The following is a 23,906-nucleotide window of genomic DNA, read 5'->3' as shown; positions in this document are numbered from 1 at the left end:
TCGATTTCCATATCGATATGACGGGACACGCTCACGCCGGCACCTCGCGGGTCGAACAGTGAATGCCGCCGCCGCCCGACGCGATGCCGAGAATGTCGACCTGCACGATCGCACGATTCCCCGCGTACGGCCGGATCGCGGCGACCGCGGCCGCGTCGGCCGCCGCGTCGTTGAACTTCGGCACGACGATCGCGCCGTTGCACGTATAGAAGTTGATGTAGCCGGCCGCGAAATGCGACATCTGCCGCTCGTTCAGCGTCGTGCCCGCCGACGTGCCGTAGCTGACCGGCGGCACGAGCTCGACGAGCTTCAGCGGCCGGCCGTTTGCATCGGTCTGGCCGGCCAGGCGTTGCCGGTTGGCGTCCGTCAATGCGCGTTCGCCGGTCGAATTCGACGCGTCGTAGCAGCACGCGACCACGCCGGGGGCGAGAAAGCGTGCGTAGAAATCGACGTGGCCGTTCGTGATGTCGCTTTCGCCGGCCGGTGTCGACGCGCCGCCCGCGCCACCGACGCCGCTGCCGCGCGGAAACGTCGCCGTGCCTGGCAACCAGATGATCTTCCGCACCCCGAGCGTGCGCTGCAGTTCGGCCAGCACGGTATCGCGGGCCGTCGGCCGCAGCGTTGCGTTGGCGATCGCGCCGTTCGGGATGTCGAACAGTTGCGGATTGCGGTTCACGTGCAGCACGGACGATTCGGTGAGGATCGCCGTCCCGTCGCCATCGAATTCGATCGCGCCGCCTTCGAGCGTCAACGTGCTGCGGATCAGGTTTGCGCCTTTGGTTTGCGCCATCCAGCCCGCCACCCGGCTGTCCTGGCTGAACGCCTGGAAGAACTTGCCCGCTTTCGACCGGTTGCTCGCGGCCAGGAGCGCCGGCGGAATCGTCCCCGCACTCTGGCCGGCGCCGTCGGTGTTCGCGTTGCCCCAGCCGTTGAAATTGAAGCCGATCGCGTTCAGCGCATTGCCGTTCGTCGTATCCCTGACGAACACGCAACCCGTGTCGCGCACCCAGAAATCGTTGAAGCCGTCGGCGAGCGGCACGAGGGTGATCCCGCCCGTGCCTGCGGCGCGCGCCGCATAGCGCGCATGCAGGTCGGGATTCGCGGCGCTTGCAGTCGCGAGCAGCGCGCGGGCCGCGTCCAGATCGACCGGCAGCACCAGCATGTTGACCGGTTCGGTTGCGCCGATCGCCTTCGCGACGTCCATCAGGTCGGCCCGCACGCGGTCGATGCCGGCGTCCGTGCTCTGTGACGTGACGGGCGCCCAGATGCCGTCCACGCCGGACGCGAAGGTCATGTAGGTCAACGCGTGCGGCGCATCTTCGGCCGGCAGCCGGTATGCGGCCTGCCGTGCCGATGGCGTCGGGCCCGGCGTGCCCCCCGGGCCGGATACGCCGCCGCTGCCGCCGTCGCCGCCACCGCACGCGGCCAGGCTGCCCAGCAGCGGCATGCCGAGCCACGCAGCCGAACAGCGGATGAATCCGCGTCGGCCGGCATCCGGCATGGGCGACGCGTGCGGGTTCGTGCTCGCGTTGTTTCCTTTCTTCGTCATGTATTTCAACTCCATTGCGCGGACGGCGCGCAGGCGTGCGCGCCGGCTTCCGTCCCGTGGGACGGATTCCGCATTGTTTTCAGTAGTCCGGAAAGACTGGAAAATTGAAGCAGCATGCGGACCGGTCGCGTGGACCGGCCCGGGGCCGTGCTCAGGCCGGCTGCTGTTGCGTCGTGCAGTGGATGCCGCCGCCGCCCGCGGCGATGCCGTCGATGTTCAGCTGGATGACTTCGCGGCCGGGAAACAGGTCGACGAGCGTGTCGCGCGTATTGCGGTCGGCGCGGCTGTCGCCGAATTGCGGCGCGATCACCGCGCGATTGCACACGTAGAAGTTGATGTAGCCGGCCGCGAATTCCGCGTTCTCGTAGGTGTGCCGGACGGTCTTCGGCCCCGGCAGCACGACGACCTTCAGCGCTCGCCCCTTCGCATCGGTGGATTTCCGCAGGATTTCCAGATGCTGCCGCGTCACCGCGTGATCGTACGACGACGGATCCGTATCGAGCCCGGCCACCACGACGCCCGGGCTCGTGAAACGCGCGTAGAAGTCGGTATGCCCGTCGGTGATGTCCTTGCCCGCGATGCCGGGCAGCCAGATGATCTTCTTCAGCCCGAGCAGACGGCTCAGTTCCGCCTCGCACTGGGCCTGGCTGACGCCCGGATTGCGGTTCGAATTGAGCACGCAGCTGCGCGTGATGATCGCCGTGCCCTCGCCGTCCACTTCGATGCCGCCGCCTTCCAGCACGAGCTTGGTGTCGATCAGCCGCGCGCCGGCGCGTTCGGCCACGAACGGTGCGACTTCCGCGTCCTGGTCGTGTTCCTGCTTGTTGCCCCAGCCGTTGAAATTGAAGCTCACGCCGCCGAGCTGGCCCGACGCGCTCTTCACGAACACGGGCCCCGTATCGCGCATCCACAGATCGTCGACCGGATGCTGGACGAGCTCGACCGACGAACCGCACAGCCGCGAGGCGATCGCATAGTCCTGCTCCCGCACCAGCATCTTGAGCGGTTCGTGCGCGGCGATCGCCTTCGCGACCGCGGCGAGATTCTCCCGCACCACGGGCAACAGCCGTGCGCCCCAGATATCCTCGCTCGGGCCGAACGCCATCCAGGTCGCCGTGTGCGGCGCGCCTTCGTCCGGCATGTGCCAGGCGGCGCCCTGCTGCGCGTGCGCGGCGCGGCCGAACAACCCGCCCATCGCGCTGGCGGCCAGCGCCGCACCCGATACGGACAGGCCGCGTTTCAACAGTTGACGTCGTGTGGTCATGGCATTCCTCCTTTGCTTGCCGGTTACTTCGAGTGTTGCAGGGCGGGCCGTCACGGCCGCGCGGTCTTGAAGCCGAGCCAGGTCCGGCCTTCCAGGCGCATCGCGGCCGGCGACTCGGCGATCGGCGTGAACAGTGTGCGCCGAGTCGCGTCGTCCGGATAGATGCCCGGATCGCGCACCAGCGCCGGGTCCATCAGCTTCAGCGCGCCCTGGTTCGCATTTGCGTAGCGCGTCGAGTTCGAGATCTTCGCGATCACGTCCGGACGCAGGATGTAGTTGATGAACGCATGCGCGTTGTCCGGATGCTTCGACGATGCCGGAATCACCATCGCGTCGAACCACATCAGGCTGCCGATGCGCGGGATGTCGTACACGATGTCGCGCTTCGGATCGCGCGCCCTGGCCTTCTGCGCGGCCAGGTTGATCGCGCCGGAGAAGCCGACCGTCACGCACAGCTCGCCCTCGATCAGCTCGTTGGCATCGGACGAGCCGACGAACTGGCGGATGAACGGCCGGACCTTCATCAGCATCGCCTGCGCGGCCGCGTAATCCTGCGCGGACGGACGCATCGGATCGCGGCCGATGTAGCGCAGCGCGAGCGGCAGCACCGTGCTCGCCGAGTCCTGCAGGCCGAGCCCGCATTTCGCGGCGACGCGCGCCGCGATCGCCGGGTTGAACAGCAGGTCGAGGCTGTCGGCCGGCATGTCCTTGCCGAGGATCGCGCGCACCTTCGCGCGGTCGTAGCCGACGCCCACGGTGCCCCACATGTACGGCACGCCGTACTGGTTGCCGGGATCGGATTGCGCCATCTGCTTCAGCAGCGACGGATCGAGATACTTCAGGTTCGGCAGCCGGCCCTTGTCGAGCTTGCGGTACACGCCGGCCTGGATCTGCTTGGCCATGAAGTCGTTGGTCGGCCACACGAGGTCGTAGCCGCTGTTGCCGGTCAGCAGCTTCGACTGCAGCGTCTCGTCGCTGTCGTACGCGTCGTAGCGCACCTTGATGCCGGTTTCCTTCTCGAACGCGGAAATCGTATCCGGCGCAAAGTAGTTGCTCCAGTTGTACAGGTTCAGCACCTTCTCTTCGTCGGCGCGGGCCGCACCGGCCAGCACGCACAGCGCGAGGCCCGGCGCCGCGACGCGCAGCCATCCTTTCCGTTTCATTGCGAATCCCTTATCGATAACAGGACGACACGCCGTCGCTGGTCAGCAACGTGCGATACATCTCCGGGCGGCGATCGCGGAAAAAGCCCCACGACTGCCGGTCGGCGCGGATCGCGTCGAGGTCGAACGTCTGCACCAGCACAGCTTCATCGGTACGGCCCGCCTCGGCCAGCTTCTCGCCGGTGTGATCCGCGATGAAGCTCGACCCGTAGAACACGCCCGTGAGCCCCTGCTGGTGCGGATTGCCGTTGCCGAAGCCCGTTTCGCGGCCGATCCGGTTGGCCGCCACGACCGGCACCATGTTGGCCGCCGCGTGGCCCTGCATCGTGCGCTGCCAGTGGCCGGCCGAATCGAACTCGCTGCTGAACGGCTCCGAACCGATGATGGTCGGAAAGCACAGGATCTCGGCGCCCATCAGCGCGAGACTGCGCGCCGTCTCCGGATACCACTGGTCCCAGCAGATGCCGATGCCGATCCGCCCGAAACGCGTGTCCCACACCTTGAAGCCGGTGTCGCCCGGTGTGAAATAGAACTTCTCCGTATAGCCCGGCCCGTCCGGAATATGCGTCTTGCGGTAGACGCCGAGCACGCGCCCGTCCGCGTCCGCCACGGCGATCGAGTTGTACGCGGCATTGCCCGCGCGCTCGAAGAAGCCGATCGGCAGCACGATGCCGAGCTCGCCGGCCAGCGCCGCGAACCGGGCGATCTGCGCATTGCCTTCGAATGGCTGCGCGAGTTCGAGATGGCGCACGTTCTGGTCGAGGCAGAAGTACGGCATCGCGAACAGTTCCGGGCACAGCACGAGATTCGCGCCCTGGGCCGCGGCCGCCCGGATCAGGCGCTCCGCGGTGGCCATGTTGTCTTCGAGATTCCAGCTGCCCGACGCCATCTGCACGGCGGCGACGGTAATGTGTTTGGACGGCATTGCGTTGCTCCTCGGTGAGACCGGAAACCGCTGATGAAACGTCGCTCAGCGTGCGACGGAAGGTTGCTGCTGCGTCGAACAGTGGATGCTGCCGCCGCCGATCGACAGCGTCGGGATCGGCAGCATCTCCACCTTGCGCCCCGGGAACGCGCGACTGAAAGCGTCACGGGCGGCGTCGTCCTGCTCGACGCCGAACGCGGTCACGATCACCGCGCCATTCACCAGAATGTAGTTCGCATAGCAATCGCAGTAACGCTCGGAGCCGAAGCGTTCGCTGACGATCGGCGACGGCAGGTCGAGCAGCTCGAAACGGCGCCCCGCCGCATCGGTCGCGAGTTCCAGCGCGCGGCGGTTCTCGCGCATCACGCGGAAATAGTCGCCCTGCTCCGGCAGCGCGGTCTGGCACAGCATCCGGCCCGGCGCGATGAACGACGCGATGCCGTCCACGTGCCCGTTCGTTTCCACTTCGTCGGGGTTGCCCGGCAGCCACACGATCTTCTCGACGCCCAGCATGCGGCGCAGCTCTGCCTCGATCTCCGCACGGCTCAGGTGCGGATTGCGGTTGGGATGCAGCAGGCAGCTTTCGGTCGTGACCAGCGTGCCCTGCCCGTCGACGTAGAACGAGCCGCCCTCCAGCACCATGTGCGAATTGAAGATCTCGGCTCCGGCCGCGCGCGCGATGTCCTGCCCGGCCTGCTGGCAGCCGTCGTACGGCTGGTACTTCTCGCCCCAGCAGTTGAAGCGGAACACGGCCGCGCCGAGCCCGTGCTGCTCGCTGACGAGGAAGATCGGCCCGCAGTCGCGCAGCCAGTTGTCCTCGGCTGCGACCGGCAGCACCTCGACGCTCGCGCCCAGCAGTTCACGGGCGGCGTCGGCCTGGCTGTGGTGCACCGCGACCACGCAGCGCTGGTAGCGCGCGATCGTCCGCGCGACCAGCGCGAACTCGCGGCAGACCTGCGCGTAATGCGTTCCCCACAGATCCTCGCGGTCTTCGAGAACCGGCCATCCGAGCCACGTGGCATGCATGGCTTCCCATTCGGCGGGCATCCGGTAACCGCGCTGGCGAGCATCAAAGCGACCCATCGATCCGACTCCGTTGTGATTGATGAGCGATTGTCCGCCAGGTTAAACTTGATGAATATTGATATTTTTTGGCCGAATCAATCAATTCACCTCATACCTCGATGCAACGCGTTCCGTCCCTGAAACTGTTGACCGGCTTCGAAGCCGCAGCCCGGCTGGGCAATTTCTCGCGCGCGGCCGACGAGCTGCACCTGTCGCAGTCGGCGATCAGCCATCAGATCCAGCAGCTCGAAGCGCAACTCGGGCAGCCGCTGTTCCGCCGGCGCGGCCGCGGCGTCGAGCTGACCATCGCCGGCGAGGTCCTGCAGCGCAGCGTGCAGCGCGCGATGGACACGTTGCGCGGCGGGCTCGACCGCATCGCGACCTACCTGAACCCGGGGCTCGTCGTCCTGGTGTGCCCCGCGCCGTTGCTGCACGGCTGGCTGCAGCCGCGCCTCGAGCAGTTGCAGCAGGTGCTGCCGGACCTGTGCCCGCTGCTGTCGACCGACGAAACCGCGCGCTATGTCGACGAGATCGACGTCGACATGACGATCGGCACGCGGCCGATGCTGCAGCCCGGCCTGGTCGATATCCCGTTCATGCGCGACGAATGGGTGACGGTATGCGCGACGCCGCTGGCCGAGACGCTCGCCCGCGTGCCGCGCGCCGAACACGCCCGGCATGCGGGGCTCGTCTGCCTCGAAGCGAGCCTGACCGACGAGCGTATGGCGACCGTCTTTCGCGAGCAGCTGTCGGGCTTCCGGATGCAGGCGATCTACGACGATCAGCGGCTCGTACTGGACGCCGTGCAGCGCGGCCGCGGCATTGCGTGCCTGCCGCGCCTCGTCGCGCAGGCCGGCCTCGACCAGCATGCGCTGACCGTGCTCGCCGACTACCCGCGCCTGCCCGGCACCACATGGTGGCTGTCACGGATGGAAGGCCCGTCGCGCTCGCCGATCGTCGAGCAGATGTTCGACTGGCTGGTCGAGCAAGGCATCCTGTCGAGCGCTGCCAGCCCGGCACCCGACCACGCAACGCCGCCGTCCGCGTAATCGCGCGCACAAAAAAAACGTCCCGCCGGTTGGCGGGACGTTCGTCATGTTGCCCATGCGCACGATGCGCAGCCGATCACGGCTCGTGACGCAGGTACCCTTCCTTGCTCGGGTCGCGCATCCGCCACGACACGATCAGCGAGATCGCGCACAGCACGGTCACGTACCAGTAGAAGGTTTCCTCGCTGCCGATCGACTTGAACCACAGCGCGACGTATTCGGCCGAGCCGCCGAAGATTGCGTTCGCAACCGCGTACGACAGGCCGACACCCATCGCGCGCACTTCGGGCGGGAACATCTCGGCCTTGATGAGGCCGCTGATCGACGTGTAGAAGCTGACGATCGCCAGCGCAACCGTGATCAGCACGAACGCGGCCACCGGGCTCGTCACGTCCTTCAGCGCGTGCATCAGCGGCACCGTGCCGATCACCGCGAACGAGCCGAACAGGATCATCGACGTGCGGCGGCCGATCCGGTCGGACAGCGCGCCGAACACCGGCTGCATCAGCATGTAGACGAGCAGCGCGACGGTCATCACGTTGCTGGCCGTCTTCGCATGCATGCCGGCCGTGTTCACGAGGTACTTCTGCATGTACGTCGTGAACGTGTAGAAGATCAGCGAGCCGCCGGCCGTGAAGCCGACCACCGTGAAGAACGCCCCCTTGTGCTGCCACACGCCGCGGATCGTACCGGCGTCCTTCTTGTCGCGCGATGCGCTGGTCGACGTCTCGTCGAGCGATTTCCGCAGGTACAGCGAGATCAGCGCGGCCGCCGCGCCGACCACGAACGGAATGCGCCAGCCCCACGCCTTCAGTTCGCCGGCCGACAGCGTTTGCTGCAGGATCACGAGCACCAGCAGCGCGCACAGCTGGCCGCCGATCAGCGTCACGTACTGGAACGACGCGAAGAAGCCGCGACGGCCCTTCAGCGCGACTTCACTCATGTAGGTCGCGCTCGTGCCGTATTCGCCGCCCACCGACAGGCCCTGGAACAGGCGCGCGACCAGCAGCAGCGCCGGCGCGAGCGCGCCGATCTGCGCGTAGGTCGGCAGCACCGCGATCACGAGCGATCCGCCGCACATCATCAGCACCGAGATCATCATCGCCGCGCGACGGCCGTGACGGTCGGCGATGCGGCCGAACAGCCAGCCGCCGATCGGGCGCATCAGGAAGCCGGCCGCGAACACGCCTGCCGTGTTCAGCAATTGCGTCGTCGTGTTGCCGCTCGGGAAGAACGCCGGCGCGAAGTACAGCGCGCAGAACGAGTAAATATAGAAGTCGAACCACTCGACGAGGTTGCCCGATGAGGCGCCGACGATGGCGAACACGCGCCGCCGGGTGTCATGCGCGGACAGCGCAGCTTGGTCGGTCTGGACGTCCATGGGTTGGTCTGTTCCTTTTAGTACTTTCTGGGCGAGACGGCTGGGGCCGCCGCATGCGGTCGCACGTGGCACCGGTTCCGGCGCACGGCGCTACGGGATTTTAGCGAAATGTAAAGTAACAAGCACTCCGGGTTCGTCCGGATGTAGAAAATTTTTCTCCTGCCACGCGTTCGTCATATGAAAACGCCAGCCTTCAGGCTGGCGTCCGATGCAAGCATTTTCGAAGACACCGGTCAAACGCGGATCTCCGGCGGCACGTAGCGGCACTCGTAGCGCTTGCGCACGGTACCGGCCTCGTCGACGCTTTCCAGGTACACGTCGAACTGCCAGAGCCGCGCCATGTGCTTGAGCACTTCGTCGCTGTCGTTCGACAGGTGGCGGTTGTCGGTCATGAAGTGGCGCAGCGTGAGGCTGCGGTCGCCGCGCGTGTTGACGGCCCACACCTGGATGTTCGGCTCGCGGTGATGGATGTCGTACTGCCGCGACAGCGCCTGCCGCACGTACTGGTAGCCGGAATCGTCGTGGATCGCCGAGACTTCGAGCGAATCGCGCATGTCGTCGTCGAGCACCGAGAAGAGCCGCATCTCGCGGATCAGGTTCGGCGACAGGTACTGTGCGATGAAGCTCTCGTCCTTGAAGTTGCGCATCGCGTAGTGCATCGCCGGCAGCCACGGGGTGCCCGCGATCTCCGGAAACCACTTGTAGTCTTCCTCCGTCGGCGCCTCGCAGATCCTTCGAATGTCGCTCATCATCGAGAAACCGAGCGCATACGGGTTGATCCCGCTGTAGTACGGCTTCGTGACGGGCGGCTGGTAGACCACGTTGCTGTGCGAATGCAGGAACTCCATCATGAAGCCGTCTTCCAGCTTCCCCTGGTTGTACAGCGTGTTCAGCAGCGTGTAGTGCCAGAACGTCGCCCAGCCTTCGTTCATCACCTGCGTCTGCCGCTGCGGATAGAAATACTGGCCGATCTTGCGCACGATGCGGATCACTTCCCGCTCCCACGGCTCGAGCAGCGGCGCATTCTTCTCCGCGAAATACAGCAGGTTCTCCTGCGGCTCGGGCGGATAGCGGTCTTCCTGCTCTTCCATCAGCTCGGGCTTCTTGCCCGGCAGCGTGCGCCACAGTTCGTTCACCTGCGACTGCAGGTACGCCTCGCGCTCGCGCCGCAACGCCGACTCCTTCGACAGCGACGGCTTTTGCGGGCGCTTGTAACGGTCGACGCCGTAATTCATCAGCGCGTGGCACGAATCGAGCAACTCCTCGACGCGATCGAGGCCGTAGCGCTCCTCGCATTCCGCGACGTAGTTCTTCGCGTACACGAGATAGTCGATGATCGCGTGCGCGTCGGTCCACAGCCGGAACAGGTAGTTGCCCTTGAAGAACGAGTTGTGCCCGTACGCCGCGTGCGCGATGACGAGCGCCTGCATCGTCATCGTGTTCTCTTCCATCAGGTACGCGATGCACGGATTCGAATTGATGACGATTTCGTACGCGAGGCCCATCTGGCCGCGGCGGTAGCTTTTCTCGGTCGCGAGGAAGTGCTTGCCGAACGACCAGTGACGGTAGTTGACGGGCATCCCGACCGACGCATACGCGTCCATCATCTGCTCGGCGCTGATCAGTTCGAGCTGGATCGGATAGATGTCGAGCTCGTACTGTTCGGCAACCTGCGAGATGTGCGTGTCGTATTCCTCGAGCAGCTCGAACGTCCAGTCGGACGGGCACGGCAGCGGCTTGCGTTCGGCAACGTTCATACGCGCTTCCTTCTGCCCGGAACCGGGCAAGTCGGCGGCCGGCGGCGGCGGTTCGGCCTGCGCGCGTTGCTGCGCTGCGGCAGGACTGGCCGTGTCGTCGCCGGAAGGGCGCGGCGCGTAGCCGCGCGACTCGTTGTGCAGATGGCGGGTCGTCATGACGTTTCCACCTGCTTTTCGAACAATTCGCGAAACACCGGGTAAATGTCGGCAGCCGATTCCACTTTTTTCATCGCGAGATGCTGCTGCGACAACGCCAGCTGTGCGTATTCCAGCCACAGGTTCTGCTCTTCCGGCGCGACCTGGATATACGCGAAGTAACGCGTCTTCGTGAGGATATCCTCTTCCAGGATTTTGCGACACTTGGGCGAATCGTCGGTCCAGTTGTCGCCGTCGGACGCCTGCGCGCCGTAGATGTTCCACTCGGTCGGCGAGTAGCGCTCGTTCATCACCTTGCGCATCAGTTCGAGCGCGCTCGACACGACCGTGCCGCCGCTTTCGGTCGAATGGAAGAAGGTGTCCTCGTCGACTTCCTCGGCGCGCGTGTGGTGACGGATGAACACGACCTCGATACGCTCGTAGTTGCGCTTGAGGAACAGGTACAGCAGGATGAAGAAGCGCTTCGCGAGATCCTTGCGCTGCTCGTCCATCGAGCCCGACACGTCCATCAGGCAGAACATCACGGCCTGGCTCGACGGCTGCGGCTGCTTCACGCGGTTGATGTAGCGCAGGTCGAACGGATCGATGAACGGAATCCGCCAGATGCGCCCTTTCAGGTGATGGATCTCGGCCTCGAGCACCGCGATTTCCGCGCGGCGATCCTCGGGGTCGTTCTTCATCGCTTCGAGCTGCGCCTCGAGCTCGCGCAATTCGTTGACGAGCGGCGAGCCGAGCGCGATGCGCCGGCCGAGCGCGCTGCGCAGCGAACGCACGACGTCGATGTTGTTCGGCGTGCCTTCCGCCGACCAGCCCGCGCGCACGTTCTTCCAGCTCGGCACCGTCAGCAGGTGCGTCTTCACGAGGCGCGGCAGTTCGAGATCGTCGAAGAAGTACTGCATGAACTCGTCGCGCGACAACTCGAACACGAAGTCGTCCTGCCCTTCGCCCTCGTTGCTCGCCTGACTGCCCCCGCCACCCGAGCCGCCCTGCGGGCGCGGAATCTTGTCGCCGCGCACGTAGTCCTCGTTGCCGGGGTGCACGTACTCACGACGCCCGCCAGGCGCGTGCCGAAAATTCGGCTCCGCGATGTCCTTGCGCGGGATCGTGATGCTCTGCGTGCTTTGGATATCCTTGATGCTACGGTCGCGTACCGCGTCGGACACGGCACGACGAATGTAGTTCTTGACGCGACGCAGAAAGCGTTCGCGATTGGCGATGCTCTTGTTCTTGCCGGCCAGCCTGCGGTCGATGATTTGATGAAGCACTCCCGGTCTCCCGCTCGAAAGTCGATACGCCGGGACGCTCGCCGCACATGCCGTCTCCCGTCATGCGGGCGGCGTCTCTGAAAGCGCCCGTACGGACTCGCCGTACGGGCGCGGTACCGCGCGCGTCATGACGACTTGCGCACGCGCAGGTACCAGTCGCAAAGCAGCCTCACCTGCTTCGGCGTATAGCCCTTCGCGACCATCCGGTTCACAAAGTCCTCATGCTTGCGCTGCTCCTCCGCCGAACCCTTGGCGTTGAACGAAATCACCGGCAACAGTTCCTCGGTGTTCGAGAACATCTTCTTCTCGATCACGACGCGCAACTTCTCGTAGCTCGTCCACACGGGGTTCTTGCCGGCGTTCGCCGCCCGTGCCCGCAACACGAAGTTCACGATCTCGTTGCGGTAATCCTTCGGATTGCTGATGCCCGCCGGCTTCTCGATCTTCTCCAGCTCCGCGTTCAGCGCGGCGCGGTCGAAGCTCTCGCCCGTATCGTGATCGCGGAATTCCTGGTCCTGGATCCAGAAGTCCGCATACGTGACGTAGCGGTCGAAGATGTTCTGGCCATATTCCGAATACGATTCGAGGTAAGCCGTCTGGATCTCCTTGCCGATGAACTCCGCGTAGCGCGACGCGAGCACGTCCTTCACGAAGGACAGGTACTTCTGCTCGGTTTCCGGCGGGAACTGCTCGCGTTCGATCTGCTGTTCGAGCACGTACATCAGGTGCACGGGGTTGGCCGCGACCTCGCTCGAATCGAAGTTGAACACGCGCGACAGGATCTTGAACGCGAAGCGTGTCGACACGCCCGTCATCCCTTCGTCCACGCCCGCGTAGTCGCGATACTCCTGATACGACTTCGCCTTCGGATCGGTGTCCTTCAGGTTTTCGCCGTCGTACACCTGCATCTTCGAGAACAGGCTCGAATTCTCAGGCTCGTGCAGGCGCGACAGCACCGAGAACTGCGACATCATCTTCAGCGTGCCCGGCGCGCACACGGCCTCGGCCAGCGACGAGTTGCGGATCAGCTTCTCGTAGATCTTGGTCTCTTCCGACACGCGCAGGCAGTACGGCACCTTCACGACGAAGATCCGGTCGAGCAGTGCTTCGTTGTTGCGGTTGTTGCGGAAGGCCTTCCACTCCGACTCGTTCGAGTGCGCGAGGATCACGCCGTCGAACGGGATCGCGCCGAAACCTTCGGTGCCCTTGAAGTTGCCTTCCTGCGTCGCAGTGAGCAGCGGGTGCAGCACCTTGATCGGCGCCTTGAACATTTCGACGAATTCGAGCAGGCCCTGGTTCGCGAGACACAGGCCGCCCGAGTAGCTGTATGCGTCGGCGTCGTCCTGCGCGTACTGTTCGAGCTTGCGGATATCGACCTTGCCGACCAGCGACGAGATGTCCTGGTTGTTCTCGTCACCCGGCTCGGTCTTCGCGATGCCGACCTGCCGCAGGATCGACGGGTAACGACGCACCACGCGGAACTGGCGGATGTCGCCGTTGTATTCGTGCAGGCGCTTGACGGCCCACGGACTCAGGATGCTTTTCAGGTAGCGGCGCGGGATGCCGTACTGTTCCTCGAGGATCGGGCCATCCTCGTCGTAGTCGAACAGCCCGAGCGGCGATTCGTTGACGGGCGAGCCCTTCAGCGAATAGAACGGCACGCGCTCCATCAGTTGCTTCAGACGCTCGGCGATCGACGACTTGCCGCCGCCCACCGGGCCCAGCAGATAGAGGATCTGCTTCTTCTCTTCGAGCCCTTGCGCAGCGTGGCGGAAGTACGCGACCACCTGCTCGATCACTTCCTCCATTCCGTAGAACTCACGGAATGCCGGATAGACCTTGATGACCTTGTTCGCAAAGATGCGCGACAGGCGCGGATCGTTGCGGGTATCGATGTGTTCAGGTTCCCCGATTGCTGCCAGCATGCGTTCACCAGCCGTCGCGTACGCGGATGGATCGTTCTTGCAGAGCGCGAGATACTCCTCCAGCGAGAGCTCTTCCTCTCGCGTTTTTTCGAAGCGGTTCGCGAAGCTGCTGTAAATATCCATGCTACCTCCCTCGCCTGAGTCTGAAGACGTGCCTGCCTTCGTACGACTGCGCAGAAGCAAGCGCGTTCGAATTCATCCTAAACCCTTTCTGTTTTTTTTTCACGAACTCTTCGTATGAAGTTCGTTATTCTCGACAACACCGCTTGGACAACGCATTTCGTCGTTTTACAATTGATCTCCCGAGCCGCAGAAACTGCATCCGCCGCGTCTCGTCGAACAACGGAACGTCTTGTGCGTTGGACACTTCCGACGTCGTCACTGCCTCCCCTCATCCCTATACGTTCGAGCAGCCGCGTGCGATGACACGCCGCGCGCACCGTTACAAATTTTTTTCGCAGCGCCCTTACGGAGATACCCGTACGACGAACGCGGGAACGTGATGCAACGCGCGTGCGCCCGTCCGTCGATGCGCGACGCGCGACGCACGTGACGATGTGCAATCGGATCGTTCGCACTGTCACATTTCGTCTGTCGCAGAAACGACAACGCCCGCAGGTCGCGGGCGTCGTTCGTCACCAAATGGGGATAGATACGCGGCGCGCGCGAATCAGAAAGTCTCCCAGTCGTCGCCGCCGGCGGTAGCGGCAGCCGGCGCCGCAGCGGCCGCGGCGGGCTTGCGTGCCGGCATCGCTGCGGCTGCGCGCTTCGGCGGCGCATCGCGCTCGTCGCGCGCAGCGGCCGGTACGGGCACGGCAACCGCCGCGGAAGGCGCGCGCGACGCGTGACGCGCCGCCACCGGAGCGACAGCGCGTGCGGCCTCGTCATCGAGCTGGAATACCGCCGCCGTTTCACGCAGGCGCCCGGCCTGTTCGTCGAGCGACTGCGCGGCCGCCGCCGCTTCCTCGACGAGCGCCGCATTCTGCTGGGTGACTTCATCCATCTGCGCGACCGCGCGTGCCACCTGGTCGATCCCGCCGCTCTGTTCCTCGGACGCCGCCGCGATCTCGCCCATGATGTCGGTCACGCGCTGCACCGCGCCGATCACGTCGCTCATCGTGCGCCCCGCTTCGTCGACCAGCGTCGAGCCCGTCCGGATACGCTCCACCGACGCGTCGATCAGCGCCTTGATTTCCTTCGCCGCGCTCGACGAACGCTGCGCAAGGCTGCGCACCTCGCCGGCCACGACCGCGAAGCCGCGCCCCTCCTCGCCCGCACGCGCGGCTTCGACGGCCGCATTCAGCGCAAGAATGTTGGTCTGGAACGCGATTCCCTCGATGATCGCAATGATGTCCGCGATCTTCGCCGAGCTGTCGTTGATCTCGCCCATCGTGCCGACCACCTGGCCGACCACCGTATTGCCCTTGTTTGCAATCTCCGACGCATTCGCGGCCAGCGAACTTGCCTGGCGTGCATTGTCCGCGTTCTGTTTCACGGTGCCGGTCAACTGCTCCATGCTCGACGCGGTTTCCTGCAGCGCCGCGGCCTGTTCCTCGGTGCGCGACGACAAATCGATGTTGCCGGCCGCGATCTGGCGGGCCGCGGTCGCGATCGACTCGCTGCCGCCGCGCACGGTGCGCACCGTGTCGACCAGCCCGCGCTGCATCTTCGCGAGGCCTTCGAGGAGCTGGCCCATCTCGTCGCGCCGGTCCACGACGATCGGACGGCGCAGGTCGCCGGCGGCGATCGCGTCGAAGTGCGACAGCGCGTCGGCAATCGGGCGGCCGATCGCGCGGCTCAGCGTCAGCCACGACAGCAGCGCGGCGCCGATACCGGCCAGCAGCGCGACGATCGACAGCACGCGCAGCGTGTCGAATACCGATTCCGCCTGGTCGAAGCTCGCCTGCGCATCGGTGAACTGGAAATTGCGCAACGCTTCGCTGGACACCGCGAGGTCGTTGTAGAGCGCCTGAAGCTGCTTGGCGCCGTCGCCGATGCGATCGCGCTGGTCCGCCGCGAGGAGGCTCGAGAATGCGTCACAGGCGCGCTGCAGCGCCTGACGCTTCGCGGCGACGTCCTGCGCGAGCCGGTCTTCTTCCGGGCCGCGGGGCAACGCGAGGTACTTCTGCCACCATGCGTCGGACTGCGTGCGCATCCCGCGGCTGCGCTCCACGGCGGCCGCCGAGTCAGGCGTACCGGCCAGCAGCGCCGCACGGTCGAGCGCGAGGCGTTCGCGCGCAGCGAACATTTCCGCGACTGCCACGTCGACCGCGCTCGGCATCTGGTTCGTGAAAATCTCGCGCGTCGAGTCGTTCGAACGCGTCATCCCATACACCCCGAGCACGCCGGTTACGCCCAGCAGCACCGCCAGAAACGCCATCGTCAAACCGATGCGCGCACGAATCGTCAGGTTCCTGAACACCATCATCCATCCTGTGTTGCGTCGTCATGAACGGGCCCGGCCCGTTGGCTCGAAGCATTGCTTCACCTGACTCATTTACGACCGTGCAACGCACAACTTGATGGATTTCAGCGCATTTTTTCGAATTATTCGTCTGTATATTACAAATACCTGAACAATCGATGCGAATTCGGGCCAGTTCGAGAGACGGGAGAATAGTCCGGCAATGCGCCGGCATATTGCCGAAAGGTCGGCCGGCCGTCTTCGGCGGAGGGCCGGCCGCGAGATGCGGCCGGAAGCCGGTGATCCGGGCCTAGCCGGCCAGTTCGGCGAGCGTCGGAATCGACGGCTGTGCGCCCGCGCGCGTGACCGATAGCGCGGCCGCACGTTGCGCGAAGCGGATGGCCGTATCGACGTCCGCGCCGGCGGCAATCCGCGCGGAAAAGCCGCCGATGAAGGTATCGCCGGCCGCCGTCGTATCGACGGCCTGCACGGCCGGCGCCGGATAGTGCCGCGCGGTGCCGTCGGCTGTCAGCGCGAGCACGCCGCGCGCGCCGAGCGTAACGAGCACGTTGCGCGCGCCGCCGGCCTGGAGCACGCGTGCAGCGGCTTCGGCCTCGGCCGGGTCGCGCACCGGCAGCGCGGTCAGCGCGGCCGCCTCGACCTCGTTCGGGATCAGGTAATCGACGAGCGGCAGCCAGCCGTCCGGCAGCGGTGCGACGGCCGGGGCCGGATTGAGCACCACGGTGCGGCCGAGCCGGCGCCCGGCCGACAATGCGGCGAACACCGCATCCGGCGGCGTCTCGAGCTGGCAGATCAGCACGTCGGCCGACGCCAGCGCGGCCTCGTGGCCCGCGACCGTGCCGGTCGTGACTTCGCCATTGCCGCCCGCGACGATCACGATCGCGTTCTGGCTCGCATCGTCGACGACGATCAGCGCGACGCCGGTCGACGCCGATGCGCTCGTCGCGAGCCCCGTGCAGTCGATCCCTTCGGCCTCGAGGCCCGCGCGCAGCGCTGCACCGTGCGCATCCGCGCCAACGCAGCCGATCATCGCGACCTGCGCACCGAGCCGCGCGGCGGCGACGGCCTGGTTGCCGCCCTTTCCGCCCGCCGCCTGCGCGAACGCGTGCCCGGCGAGCGTTTCGCCCGGCAGCGGCAGCCGCGGCGCCCGCACCACGAGATCCATGTTGAGACTGCCGACCACCGTCACGCGGCCGGCGCCCGCTGCGCTCGCCGTCATGCGCGACCGCCCGATGCGGCGGGCTCGCGGTAGATCGCCGTCGATTCGCGCAGCACGAGGCGCGGCGAGACGACGCGACGGCGGCTCGGCACGGCCGTCGAGCCGCCGCCGATCCGTTCGATCAGCGTCTGCGCGGCCATTTCGCCGAGCGCGCGCACCGATTGCCCGACCGTCGACAGCGCCGGATACGTGTAGCGGGAAAACTCGATGTCGTCGAAACCGATGATCGAGCAGTCGTCCGGCACGCGCAGCCCGCGCTCGGCCGCTGCGCGCAGCGCGCCGACGCCCATCAGGTCGTTGCCCGCGAAGATCGCGCTCGGCCGCACCGATTCGAACAGCCGCGACGCCGCGTGATAGCCGCCGAGGCACGAGAAGTCGCTTTCCGCGATCGCGCCCGGCACGATGTCGACCCCGCGCTCGGCCATCGCGCGGATGAAGCCGTGCACGCGCATCGCGCTGACGGCCGTGTCGGTCGGCCCCGTGATGCAGCCGATCTTCGCGTGCCCGAGTTCGAGCAGGTGACGCGTCGCCAGGTAAGCGCCGCGCTCGTGGTCGATCTGCACGAGGTCGGCCGCGAGCCCCTCGATGTTGCGGTCGACGACGACGAGCGGCGCGTGGATATCCGCGAGCGTCTGCGCGAGCACCGCGTCCTCGCCGGCCGACGCGACGATCAGCCCGTCGATGCGCTTTTCCTGCAGCACGCGCAGGTAATTGCGCTGCTTCACGGGATCGTCGTCCGAGTTGCAGAAGAACACGCAATAGCCGTTGGCCGCGCACTGATCCTCGATGCCGCGCGCAAGCTCGGCGAAGTACGGATTCGTGCTGTTCGGCACGACGAGGCCGATGGTCGCCGTCGCACGCGCCTTCAGCGAGCGCGCGACGGCCGACGGCACGTAATTCAGCTCGCGGATTGCGCCTTCGACCTTCGCACGCACATCCGCTGACACCGGCCGCGAATTGTTCACCACGTGCGAGACGGTCGTAAACGACACGCCCGCCATGGCCGCCACATCCTTGATCGTCGCCATTTCCCGTTTCTCTCTGGTCTGTTCTGTCTGTCTTTCTACCGCGCGCGCGAGCGCCGGCTACGATACGTATCGAGCACGACCGCCACCACGATCACCGCGCCGGTGATGATCCGTTTCGTCGGCTCGTTCGCACCGATTTGCGCCAGCCCCGCGGCCAGCACGGAGATGATCAACACGCCGAAGAACGTGCTGATCACCGAGCCGCGCCCGCCCATCAGGCTCGTGCCGCCAATCACGACGGCGGCGATGACCTGCAGTTCGAGGCCCGAGCCCGCGTTCGGGTCGGCCGCCTCGAGCCGTGAAATCTGGAACAGCGACGCAAGCCCCGCGAGCGCGCCCATCAATGCGAATACGAGAATTTTATACGGCCGCGGGTTAACCCCTGCAAGTCGGACGGCTTCCTCGTTCGTGCCGATCCCGACCAGATAGCGCCCGAACACGGTGCGCGTCAGCACGAACTGGGCCGCGATCATCACCGCGACCGCGATCAGGAACGCCGGCGAGATGCCGAGCGCGATCGGGTTCGACAGGAAATCGAACGCGTCGCCGATGTAGGCCGTGCGCGAATTCGTCAGCTGGTACGCGAGGCCGCGCGCGGCCTCCAGCACGCCGAGCGACACGATGAACGACGGAATCCGCCAGCCGACCGTGACCGCGCCGGTCAGCGCGCCGGTCGCGGTTGCGACCGCGATCCCGATCAGCGCGGCGGGCAGCGGCCCCCACTGCCATTTCAGCGCGGCGACGCTGACCATCGACGCGGCGAGCGCGAGCACCGAGCCGACCGACAGGTCGATCCCGGCGATGATCAGCACGAAGGTCATCCCGACCGACATCACGACGAGATCGGGAATCTGGTTCGCGATCGTGCTGAACGTGTCGTAGGTCAGGAAATGCGAGCTCAGCACGGAAAACAGCGCGATCATCGCGGCGAGTGCGCCGGCGAGCCCGAGATAGTTCGACAGGCCGAGCCGCGTGCCGGACAGCGTGCGCGCGCGGCGCCCCGTCACGTCCTGCTGGGCGCCGGCGCCGGTCGGGGATACGGGAGGCTGGGTCATTGCTGTCGTCCTGTCGTCGAATTGCCCGGAGCGGCGCCTGGCGCCTGCCCCGCGGCCGGATGCGGCGCGCCGTCCGCCGGCGCCTCGCGGCCGAAGCCGGCGAACGCCGCGGCCAGCAGCCCATCCTGGGTCCAGTTGCCGCGCTCGAACACGGCGGTCATGCGGCCGGCCGACATCACGCCGATCCGGTCGCAGATCAGCATCAGCTCGCGCAGGTCGCTCGACACGACCACGAGTGCGCGGCCTTCACGTGCGAGCGCGCCCATCAAAGTGTAGATCTCGAATTTGGCGCCGACGTCGATCCCGCGCGTCGGTTCGTCGAACAGCAGCACGCCCATGTCGCGCGCGAGCCAGCGGCCGATCACGACCTTCTGCTGGTTGCCGCCCGACAGTTCGCCGACCGCCTGCGCCGCGCCGTGCGTGCGGATCCGCAGCGCGTCGATCTGCTGCTCGGCGAGCGCCGTTTCGCGTGCGGAATCGACGACGCCACCACGCGCCAGCCGATCGAGCTGGCCGAGCGACACGTTCGCGGTGATCGACTGCGACAGCAGCAGCCCTTCACCCTTGCGATCCTCGGTGATCAGCGCGATGCCCAGCTTCACGGCATCGACGGGCGACGCGATCTGCGCCGGCTTCAGCGGCTGGCCGACCGCGATCATCCCGGCATCCGGCGTATCGGCGCCGTAGATCAGGCGCAGCAGTTCGGTTCGCCCCGCCCCGATCAGCCCCGAGATGCCGAAGATCTCGCCCGCACGCACCTCGAGCGACACGTCGCGCACGGCCGTCCCCCGCGTGAGGCCCGACACGACGAGCCGCGGCGCGCCGAAATGGCGCTCGCCGAGATCGATGTGCTCGCCGATCTCGCGCCCGACCATCAGCGTGACGAGCCCGTCGGACGTCGTCGCCGCCATCTCGCCCGCGTGCACGAGCCGGCCGTCGCGCAGCACTGCGACGCGCTCGGCGACCCGCGCGAGTTCCTCGAGCCGGTGCGAGATGTAGACGATCGCGACACCGCGCTTCTTCAGACGGTCGATCTGCTCGAACAGCAGCTCGACTTCGCGCGCAGTCAGCATCGCGGTCGGTTCGTCGAGAATCAGCACGCGGCAGTCGCCGATCAGGTTGCGCGCGATCTCGACCATCTGCTGGTGGCCGATGCCGAGCGCGCCGACCGGCGTATCGGGATCGACCGCGTCGAGCCCGACCTGCGCCATCGCGGCGCGCGCGTCCTCGCGCAACCGCGCGCGGTCGATGATCCCGAAACGCCGCGGCAGGCGATTCAGGAACAGGTTTTCGGCAACCGTCAACGTCGGCAGCAGGTTCAGTTCCTGCATCACCATGCGCACGCCGAGCGCCTCGGCCTGCGTGCGGCTCGTCGGCGCATACGCCTGGCCGCCGAGCTGCATCGTGCCGGTCGTCGGATCGACGAGCCCGCCGATGATCTTCGACAGCGTGCTCTTGCCGGCGCCGTTCTCGCCCGTCAGCGCGAGCGCCTGGCCCGCCTCGAGCGTCAGCGTGACGTCGGCGAGCACGGGTTCGGCATAGGTCTTGCCGATGCCGGATACGGACAGCACGGGGTGGGCTGAACGGGAGGGTTGGAAGGTCGGTTCCATCGCGATCCTGGTTGCGGCCGCGCGCACGCGGCGCGCGGGTGTGACGCTCACAAGTGCATGTGCATGCAGTGGCCGTGATCGCGCTCACTCCGGATAACGGCCGCCACGACGGATTCTTGAGGGTGGCGGCCGGATCGGCGCGGCGTTACTTCGTCACGAGATCCACCGGCGTCTCGACCACGCCGGACATGTCGGCCTGCTTGCGATGCTCGGCGATCGCCTTGAGCGCCGTGTCGATGCCGAACACGGCCTGCTTCGCCGCGTACTGGTCGGCAGTCGCGATCACGCGGCCATCCTTCAGCATCGGCTTGATCGCGTTGATGTTGTCATAGCCGACCACGAGCACCTTGCCCTGCTTGCCAGCCGCACGCACGGCCGACACGGCGCCGATCGCCATGTTGTCGTTGCCGCACAGCAGCGCCTTCAGGTTCGGGTATTCGTTGAGCATCGCGGCAGCGACCGCATTGCCCTTGTCGATTTCCCATTCGCCCGACTGCACCGACACGACCTTCATCCCGCCCGCCTTCATCGCGTCCTGGAAGCCCGCCGTGCGCTGCTGCGCATTGGTCGTCGTCGACACGCCTTCGACGATGCCGACCTGGTCGCCCGCCTTCAGCCGCTTCGCGAGGTAGTCGCCGATCTTGCGCGCGCCCTTGCGGTTGTCGGGGCCGACGAACGGCACGTTCAGGTTCTTCGACTTCAGCACGTCGGGATCGAGCCGGTTGTCGATGTTCACGACGATGATGCCCGCGTCGACGGCCTTCTTCACGACCGGCACGAGCGCCTTCGAATCGGCCGGCGCGAGCACGATCGCGTCGACCTTCGACACGATCATCTGCTCGACGATGCGGATCTGGTTCGCGGTATCGGTCTCGTCCTTGATGCCGTTGGTGATCAGGTCGAACTGATTCGCGTTGTGCTTCTGGTATTCCTTCGCGCCCGTTTCCATGGTCAGGAAGAACTCGTTGGCGAGCGACTTCATCACGAGCGCGACCTTCGGCTTGGCCGCAGATTGCGCGTGGACGACCGGTGCAGCAGCGACCGCGACGGCGGCAAGCGCGGCGGTCAGGAAGCGACGGCGAAAGCGGACATTCATACACATCTCCTGGCGACTGGCCCGTAGGCCGGACTGTTGTTTGACTGTTGTTTTAATGTGAGCAAACGTTTGCGCCACACTACCCGGGCAATGGCCATCGATGCTGCTGTCGGTACCACGGAATGGAAGCAAGGCAGACGGCCGACTGCCTGGCGCGTGCTGTCGTTGACGCGCCGCCGCCGGCGTGACGCCGGCAGAGTGAGGGCTATGCTGTACCGATTCGCTTCGGCGCGCAACCTGTCTGATCAATATTTAAGGGTTTATTCGGAGCGCGCGATCGTGCTGCACGACGCGCAAATACGACACTCGCATGGGCGCCGCGCATCAGGCCGGATTCTGCGGCGCGGGTTCGTCTTCATCGACCGTCGGCGGCTCGCCGAAGCGGTTCGCATGCGACGTACCGGCGATGAACCCGTTCATCACGAACAACGCGATCGCACCGACGACCGGCACGCAGATCAGCAGCATCCACCATCCCGACTTGTCGATGTCGTGCAGCCGCTTCACGGTGACCGCAATCCACGACCACATCGCGACGACGGCGATCGCAACCGCGACGAGCAGCACCAGCAGCGGCAGGTCGTCGTTCGACGAACCGCGCGAACCCGCATCGAAGAACGCGCCGATCAACCCCGAAACCAGCGAGTAGATCCACCACGGCAGGCGCCCGGTCCGGCCTTTGAAGGAAAAGAGAAACCATTTCAGATTCATTGTTCGCCTCTTCGTCGTGCGGCGCGAATGGCCGCCATCGGACAATGCGCGCATTGAATCATATCTTCCGAGAAATGGCCCGGCGGGGATGGCCGACACCGGATCGAAACGTCAGCATGTGCCGTCTTGTTTTTCTGTTGGCACGAGAACGTGTGTCGATCGCCCCACGCGGGGAAGAACCGGGCCAGGAGCGGCGGCCGCACCCCATGGCTCGCTGAATCAGGCAACCGTGACGGCGGCCATTGCGCGGCCGCCGCCCGGCGCATGGCTTCGTGCGCGCGCATCGACGCCATCCGGGGTAACGGCCCGGACGGCGCCCGATGCGCACTGCCGTCAAACGGCTTCGCGCAACAGCCCCGCGATTTCCGCTTCGTTCAGGTGCGGCGCGAACATCTCGATCAGCCGGTACGCATACGCACGCAGGAATGCGCCCTTGCGCAGCCCGACGCGCGTCGTGCTCGCCTCGAACAGGTGCTGTGTATCGAGCGCGACGAGCCCGGTGTCGCGCTGCGGATCGTAGGCCATCGCCGCAACGACGCCGATCCCCATTCCGAGCTCGACGTAGGTCTTGATCACGTCCGCGTCGATCGCGGTCAGCACGACGTCCGGCACGGCGCCCGCCTGCGTGAACGCCTGGTCGATGTGCGAGCGGCCCGTGAAGTCCTGGTCGTACGTGATGATCGGATACTCGGCGATTTCCTCGAGCGTCAGGCTCTCGCGGCCGACGAGCGGATGGCCCTTCGGCACGACGACCGTGTGATGCCACGAATAGCACGGGAACGTAACGATGTCCGGATAGCGGTCGAGCGCCTCGGTCGAGATGCCGAGATCGGCTTCGCCATTCAGGATCATCTGCGCGATCTGCTGCGGGCTGCCCTGGCGCAGCGCCAGATGCACCTTCGGGAACACGTCGGTGAACTGCCGGATCACCTTCGGCAGCGCATAGCGCGCCTGCGTGTGCGTCGTCGCGACGACGAGGTGGCCACTGTCCTGGTCGGCGAACTGGCGCGCGACGCGGCGCAGGTTCTCCGCGTCGAGCAGCATCCGCTCGATCAGCTGGTGCACGGCCTTGCCGGGCTCCGTGAGCCCCGTCAGCCGCTTGCCGCGCCGGATGAAGATGTCGACGCCCAGTTCATCCTCGAGATCCTTGATCTGCTTCGACACGCCCGACTGCGACGTGTACAGCACGTTCGCGACTTCCGTCAGGTTCATGTTCTGGCGCACCGCTTCGCGCACGAACCGCAATTGCTGAAAATTCATGGG

General features: G+C 66.0%; 18 protein-coding genes. 1 reads left to right on the top strand and 17 read right to left on the bottom strand.

Annotated features, from left to right (window positions below; translation table 11 throughout):
- Window positions 1-31: 31 nt before the first annotated feature.
- The 5 genes from BLA15945_RS03270 to BLA15945_RS03250 form a co-directional block, all read right to left on the bottom strand.
- Window positions 32-1,549, bottom strand: a complete 1,518-nt coding sequence (locus BLA15945_RS03270; RefSeq protein ID WP_174991457.1) for an agmatine deiminase family protein — start codon at window positions 1,547-1,549, stop codon at window positions 32-34.
- Between the two features lie 151 nt (window positions 1,550-1,700).
- Entirely contained in the window at window positions 1,701-2,813 is a 1,113-nt protein-coding gene (locus BLA15945_RS03265) for an agmatine deiminase family protein (RefSeq protein ID WP_059234351.1), read from the bottom strand.
- A gap of 50 nt (window positions 2,814-2,863) precedes the next feature.
- Window positions 2,864-3,976 carry a polyamine ABC transporter substrate-binding protein gene (locus tag BLA15945_RS03260; RefSeq protein ID WP_233464112.1) on the bottom strand — a complete coding sequence of 371 codons (1,113 nt, stop codon included), beginning with the start codon at window positions 3,974-3,976 and terminating at the stop codon, window positions 2,864-2,866.
- 10 nt (window positions 3,977-3,986) lie between these two features.
- A complete protein-coding gene (gene aguB / locus BLA15945_RS03255) occupies window positions 3,987-4,901 on the bottom strand; it encodes an N-carbamoylputrescine amidase (protein ID WP_059234355.1) in 915 nt (304 codons plus the stop codon).
- A gap of 45 nt (window positions 4,902-4,946) precedes the next feature.
- The gene (locus BLA15945_RS03250; RefSeq protein ID WP_059234357.1) at window positions 4,947-5,984 is read right to left on the bottom strand and encodes an agmatine deiminase family protein; all 1,038 of its coding nucleotides are present in this window, start codon (window positions 5,982-5,984) and stop codon (window positions 4,947-4,949) included.
- Between the two features lie 101 nt (window positions 5,985-6,085).
- Between BLA15945_RS03250 and BLA15945_RS03245 the strand changes: the two genes are divergently transcribed.
- On the top strand, window positions 6,086-7,015 hold the full coding sequence (locus BLA15945_RS03245; protein WP_059234359.1) for a LysR family transcriptional regulator: 930 nt from the start codon (window positions 6,086-6,088) through the stop codon (window positions 7,013-7,015).
- 76 nt (window positions 7,016-7,091) lie between these two features.
- Here BLA15945_RS03245 and BLA15945_RS03240 read toward each other — a convergent pair whose 3' ends face one another.
- The 12 genes from BLA15945_RS03240 to BLA15945_RS03185 form a co-directional block, all read right to left on the bottom strand.
- Window positions 7,092-8,396, bottom strand: a complete 1,305-nt coding sequence (locus BLA15945_RS03240) for an MFS family transporter (protein WP_059234361.1) — start codon at window positions 8,394-8,396, stop codon at window positions 7,092-7,094.
- 233 nt (window positions 8,397-8,629) lie between these two features.
- On the bottom strand, window positions 8,630-10,309 hold the full coding sequence (locus tag BLA15945_RS03235; protein ID WP_059234363.1) for a SpoVR family protein: 1,680 nt from the start codon (window positions 10,307-10,309) through the stop codon (window positions 8,630-8,632).
- Window positions 10,306-11,574, bottom strand: coding sequence for a YeaH/YhbH family protein (locus tag BLA15945_RS03230; RefSeq protein WP_059234365.1), 1,269 nt, complete (start codon window positions 11,572-11,574; stop codon window positions 10,306-10,308). Before BLA15945_RS03230 ends, BLA15945_RS03235 begins: the two co-directional genes overlap by 4 nt.
- Before the next feature lie 125 nt (window positions 11,575-11,699).
- Window positions 11,700-13,622, bottom strand: a complete 1,923-nt coding sequence (locus BLA15945_RS03225; RefSeq protein ID WP_059234367.1) for a PrkA family serine protein kinase — start codon at window positions 13,620-13,622, stop codon at window positions 11,700-11,702.
- A gap of 547 nt (window positions 13,623-14,169) precedes the next feature.
- A complete protein-coding gene (locus BLA15945_RS03220) occupies window positions 14,170-15,924 on the bottom strand; it encodes a methyl-accepting chemotaxis protein (RefSeq protein WP_174991456.1) in 1,755 nt (584 codons plus the stop codon).
- 289 nt (window positions 15,925-16,213) lie between these two features.
- Window positions 16,214-17,143, bottom strand: coding sequence for a ribokinase (rbsK, locus tag BLA15945_RS03215; protein ID WP_174991455.1), 930 nt, complete (start codon window positions 17,141-17,143; stop codon window positions 16,214-16,216).
- Entirely contained in the window at window positions 17,140-18,171 is a 1,032-nt protein-coding gene (locus BLA15945_RS03210; protein WP_059234373.1) for a LacI family DNA-binding transcriptional regulator, read from the bottom strand. The genes rbsK and BLA15945_RS03210 overlap by 4 nt, the downstream gene beginning before the upstream one ends.
- Before the next feature lie 35 nt (window positions 18,172-18,206).
- Window positions 18,207-19,226 carry an ABC transporter permease gene (locus BLA15945_RS03205; RefSeq protein WP_059234375.1) on the bottom strand — a complete coding sequence of 340 codons (1,020 nt, stop codon included), beginning with the start codon at window positions 19,224-19,226 and terminating at the stop codon, window positions 18,207-18,209.
- Window positions 19,223-20,836 (bottom strand): sugar ABC transporter ATP-binding protein, encoded by a 1,614-nt coding sequence (locus tag BLA15945_RS03200; RefSeq protein WP_174991454.1) that lies wholly within the window; start codon window positions 20,834-20,836, stop codon window positions 19,223-19,225. Before BLA15945_RS03200 ends, BLA15945_RS03205 begins: the two co-directional genes overlap by 4 nt.
- A 145-nt stretch (window positions 20,837-20,981) precedes the next feature.
- Complete coding sequence (locus tag BLA15945_RS03195; RefSeq protein WP_059234379.1) at window positions 20,982-21,932, bottom strand: sugar ABC transporter substrate-binding protein; 951 nt, start codon at window positions 21,930-21,932, stop codon at window positions 20,982-20,984.
- Window positions 21,933-22,256: 324 nt separating this feature from the next.
- Window positions 22,257-22,643: a DUF805 domain-containing protein gene (locus BLA15945_RS03190; protein WP_059234381.1), complete on the bottom strand. Its 387-nt coding sequence runs from the start codon at window positions 22,641-22,643 to the stop codon at window positions 22,257-22,259.
- A gap of 333 nt (window positions 22,644-22,976) precedes the next feature.
- On the bottom strand, window positions 22,977-23,903 hold the full coding sequence (locus BLA15945_RS03185; protein WP_059234383.1) for a CysB family HTH-type transcriptional regulator: 927 nt from the start codon (window positions 23,901-23,903) through the stop codon (window positions 22,977-22,979).
- Window positions 23,904-23,906 lie beyond the last annotated feature (3 nt).

Origin of the sequence: Burkholderia arboris (assembly GCF_902499125.1) — a bacterium.
In the GTDB taxonomy this organism is placed as follows: Bacteria; Pseudomonadota; Gammaproteobacteria; order Burkholderiales; family Burkholderiaceae; genus Burkholderia; species Burkholderia arboris.
Note: the sequence above shows the minus strand (reverse complement) of the source record. Positions and strands in the feature narration are given on the sequence as shown.

What these genes read in the sequence shown, in the direction of transcription:
- BLA15945_RS03270 (WP_174991457.1), bottom strand. Translation starts at nt 1,549, where the DNA reads ATGACGAAGAAAGGAAACAACGCGAGCACGAACCCGCACGCGTCGCCC.
- BLA15945_RS03265 (WP_059234351.1), bottom strand. Translation starts at nt 2,813, where the DNA reads ATGACCACACGACGTCAACTGTTGAAACGCGGCCTGTCCGTATCGGGT.
- BLA15945_RS03260 (WP_233464112.1), bottom strand. Translation starts at nt 3,976, where the DNA reads ATGAAACGGAAAGGATGGCTGCGCGTCGCGGCGCCGGGCCTCGCGCTG.
- aguB (WP_059234355.1), bottom strand. Translation starts at nt 4,901, where the DNA reads ATGCCGTCCAAACACATTACCGTCGCCGCCGTGCAGATGGCGTCGGGC.
- BLA15945_RS03250 (WP_059234357.1), bottom strand. Translation starts at nt 5,984, where the DNA reads ATGGGTCGCTTTGATGCTCGCCAGCGCGGTTACCGGATGCCCGCCGAA.
- BLA15945_RS03245 (WP_059234359.1), top strand. Translation starts at nt 6,086, where the DNA reads ATGCAACGCGTTCCGTCCCTGAAACTGTTGACCGGCTTCGAAGCCGCA.
- BLA15945_RS03240 (WP_059234361.1), bottom strand. Translation starts at nt 8,396, where the DNA reads ATGGACGTCCAGACCGACCAAGCTGCGCTGTCCGCGCATGACACCCGG.
- BLA15945_RS03235 (WP_059234363.1), bottom strand. Translation starts at nt 10,309, where the DNA reads ATGACGACCCGCCATCTGCACAACGAGTCGCGCGGCTACGCGCCGCGC.
- BLA15945_RS03225 (WP_059234367.1), bottom strand. Translation starts at nt 13,622, where the DNA reads ATGGATATTTACAGCAGCTTCGCGAACCGCTTCGAAAAAACGCGAGAG.
- BLA15945_RS03220 (WP_174991456.1), bottom strand. Translation starts at nt 15,924, where the DNA reads ATGGTGTTCAGGAACCTGACGATTCGTGCGCGCATCGGTTTGACGATG.
- rbsK (WP_174991455.1), bottom strand. Translation starts at nt 17,143, where the DNA reads ATGACGGCGAGCGCAGCGGGCGCCGGCCGCGTGACGGTGGTCGGCAGT.
- BLA15945_RS03210 (WP_059234373.1), bottom strand. Translation starts at nt 18,171, where the DNA reads ATGGCGACGATCAAGGATGTGGCGGCCATGGCGGGCGTGTCGTTTACG.
- BLA15945_RS03205 (WP_059234375.1), bottom strand. Translation starts at nt 19,226, where the DNA reads ATGACCCAGCCTCCCGTATCCCCGACCGGCGCCGGCGCCCAGCAGGAC.
- BLA15945_RS03200 (WP_174991454.1), bottom strand. Translation starts at nt 20,836, where the DNA reads ATGGAACCGACCTTCCAACCCTCCCGTTCAGCCCACCCCGTGCTGTCC.
- BLA15945_RS03195 (WP_059234379.1), bottom strand. Translation starts at nt 21,932, where the DNA reads ATGAATGTCCGCTTTCGCCGTCGCTTCCTGACCGCCGCGCTTGCCGCC.
- BLA15945_RS03190 (WP_059234381.1), bottom strand. Translation starts at nt 22,643, where the DNA reads ATGAATCTGAAATGGTTTCTCTTTTCCTTCAAAGGCCGGACCGGGCGC.
- BLA15945_RS03185 (WP_059234383.1), bottom strand. Translation starts at nt 23,903, where the DNA reads ATGAATTTTCAGCAATTGCGGTTCGTGCGCGAAGCGGTGCGCCAGAAC.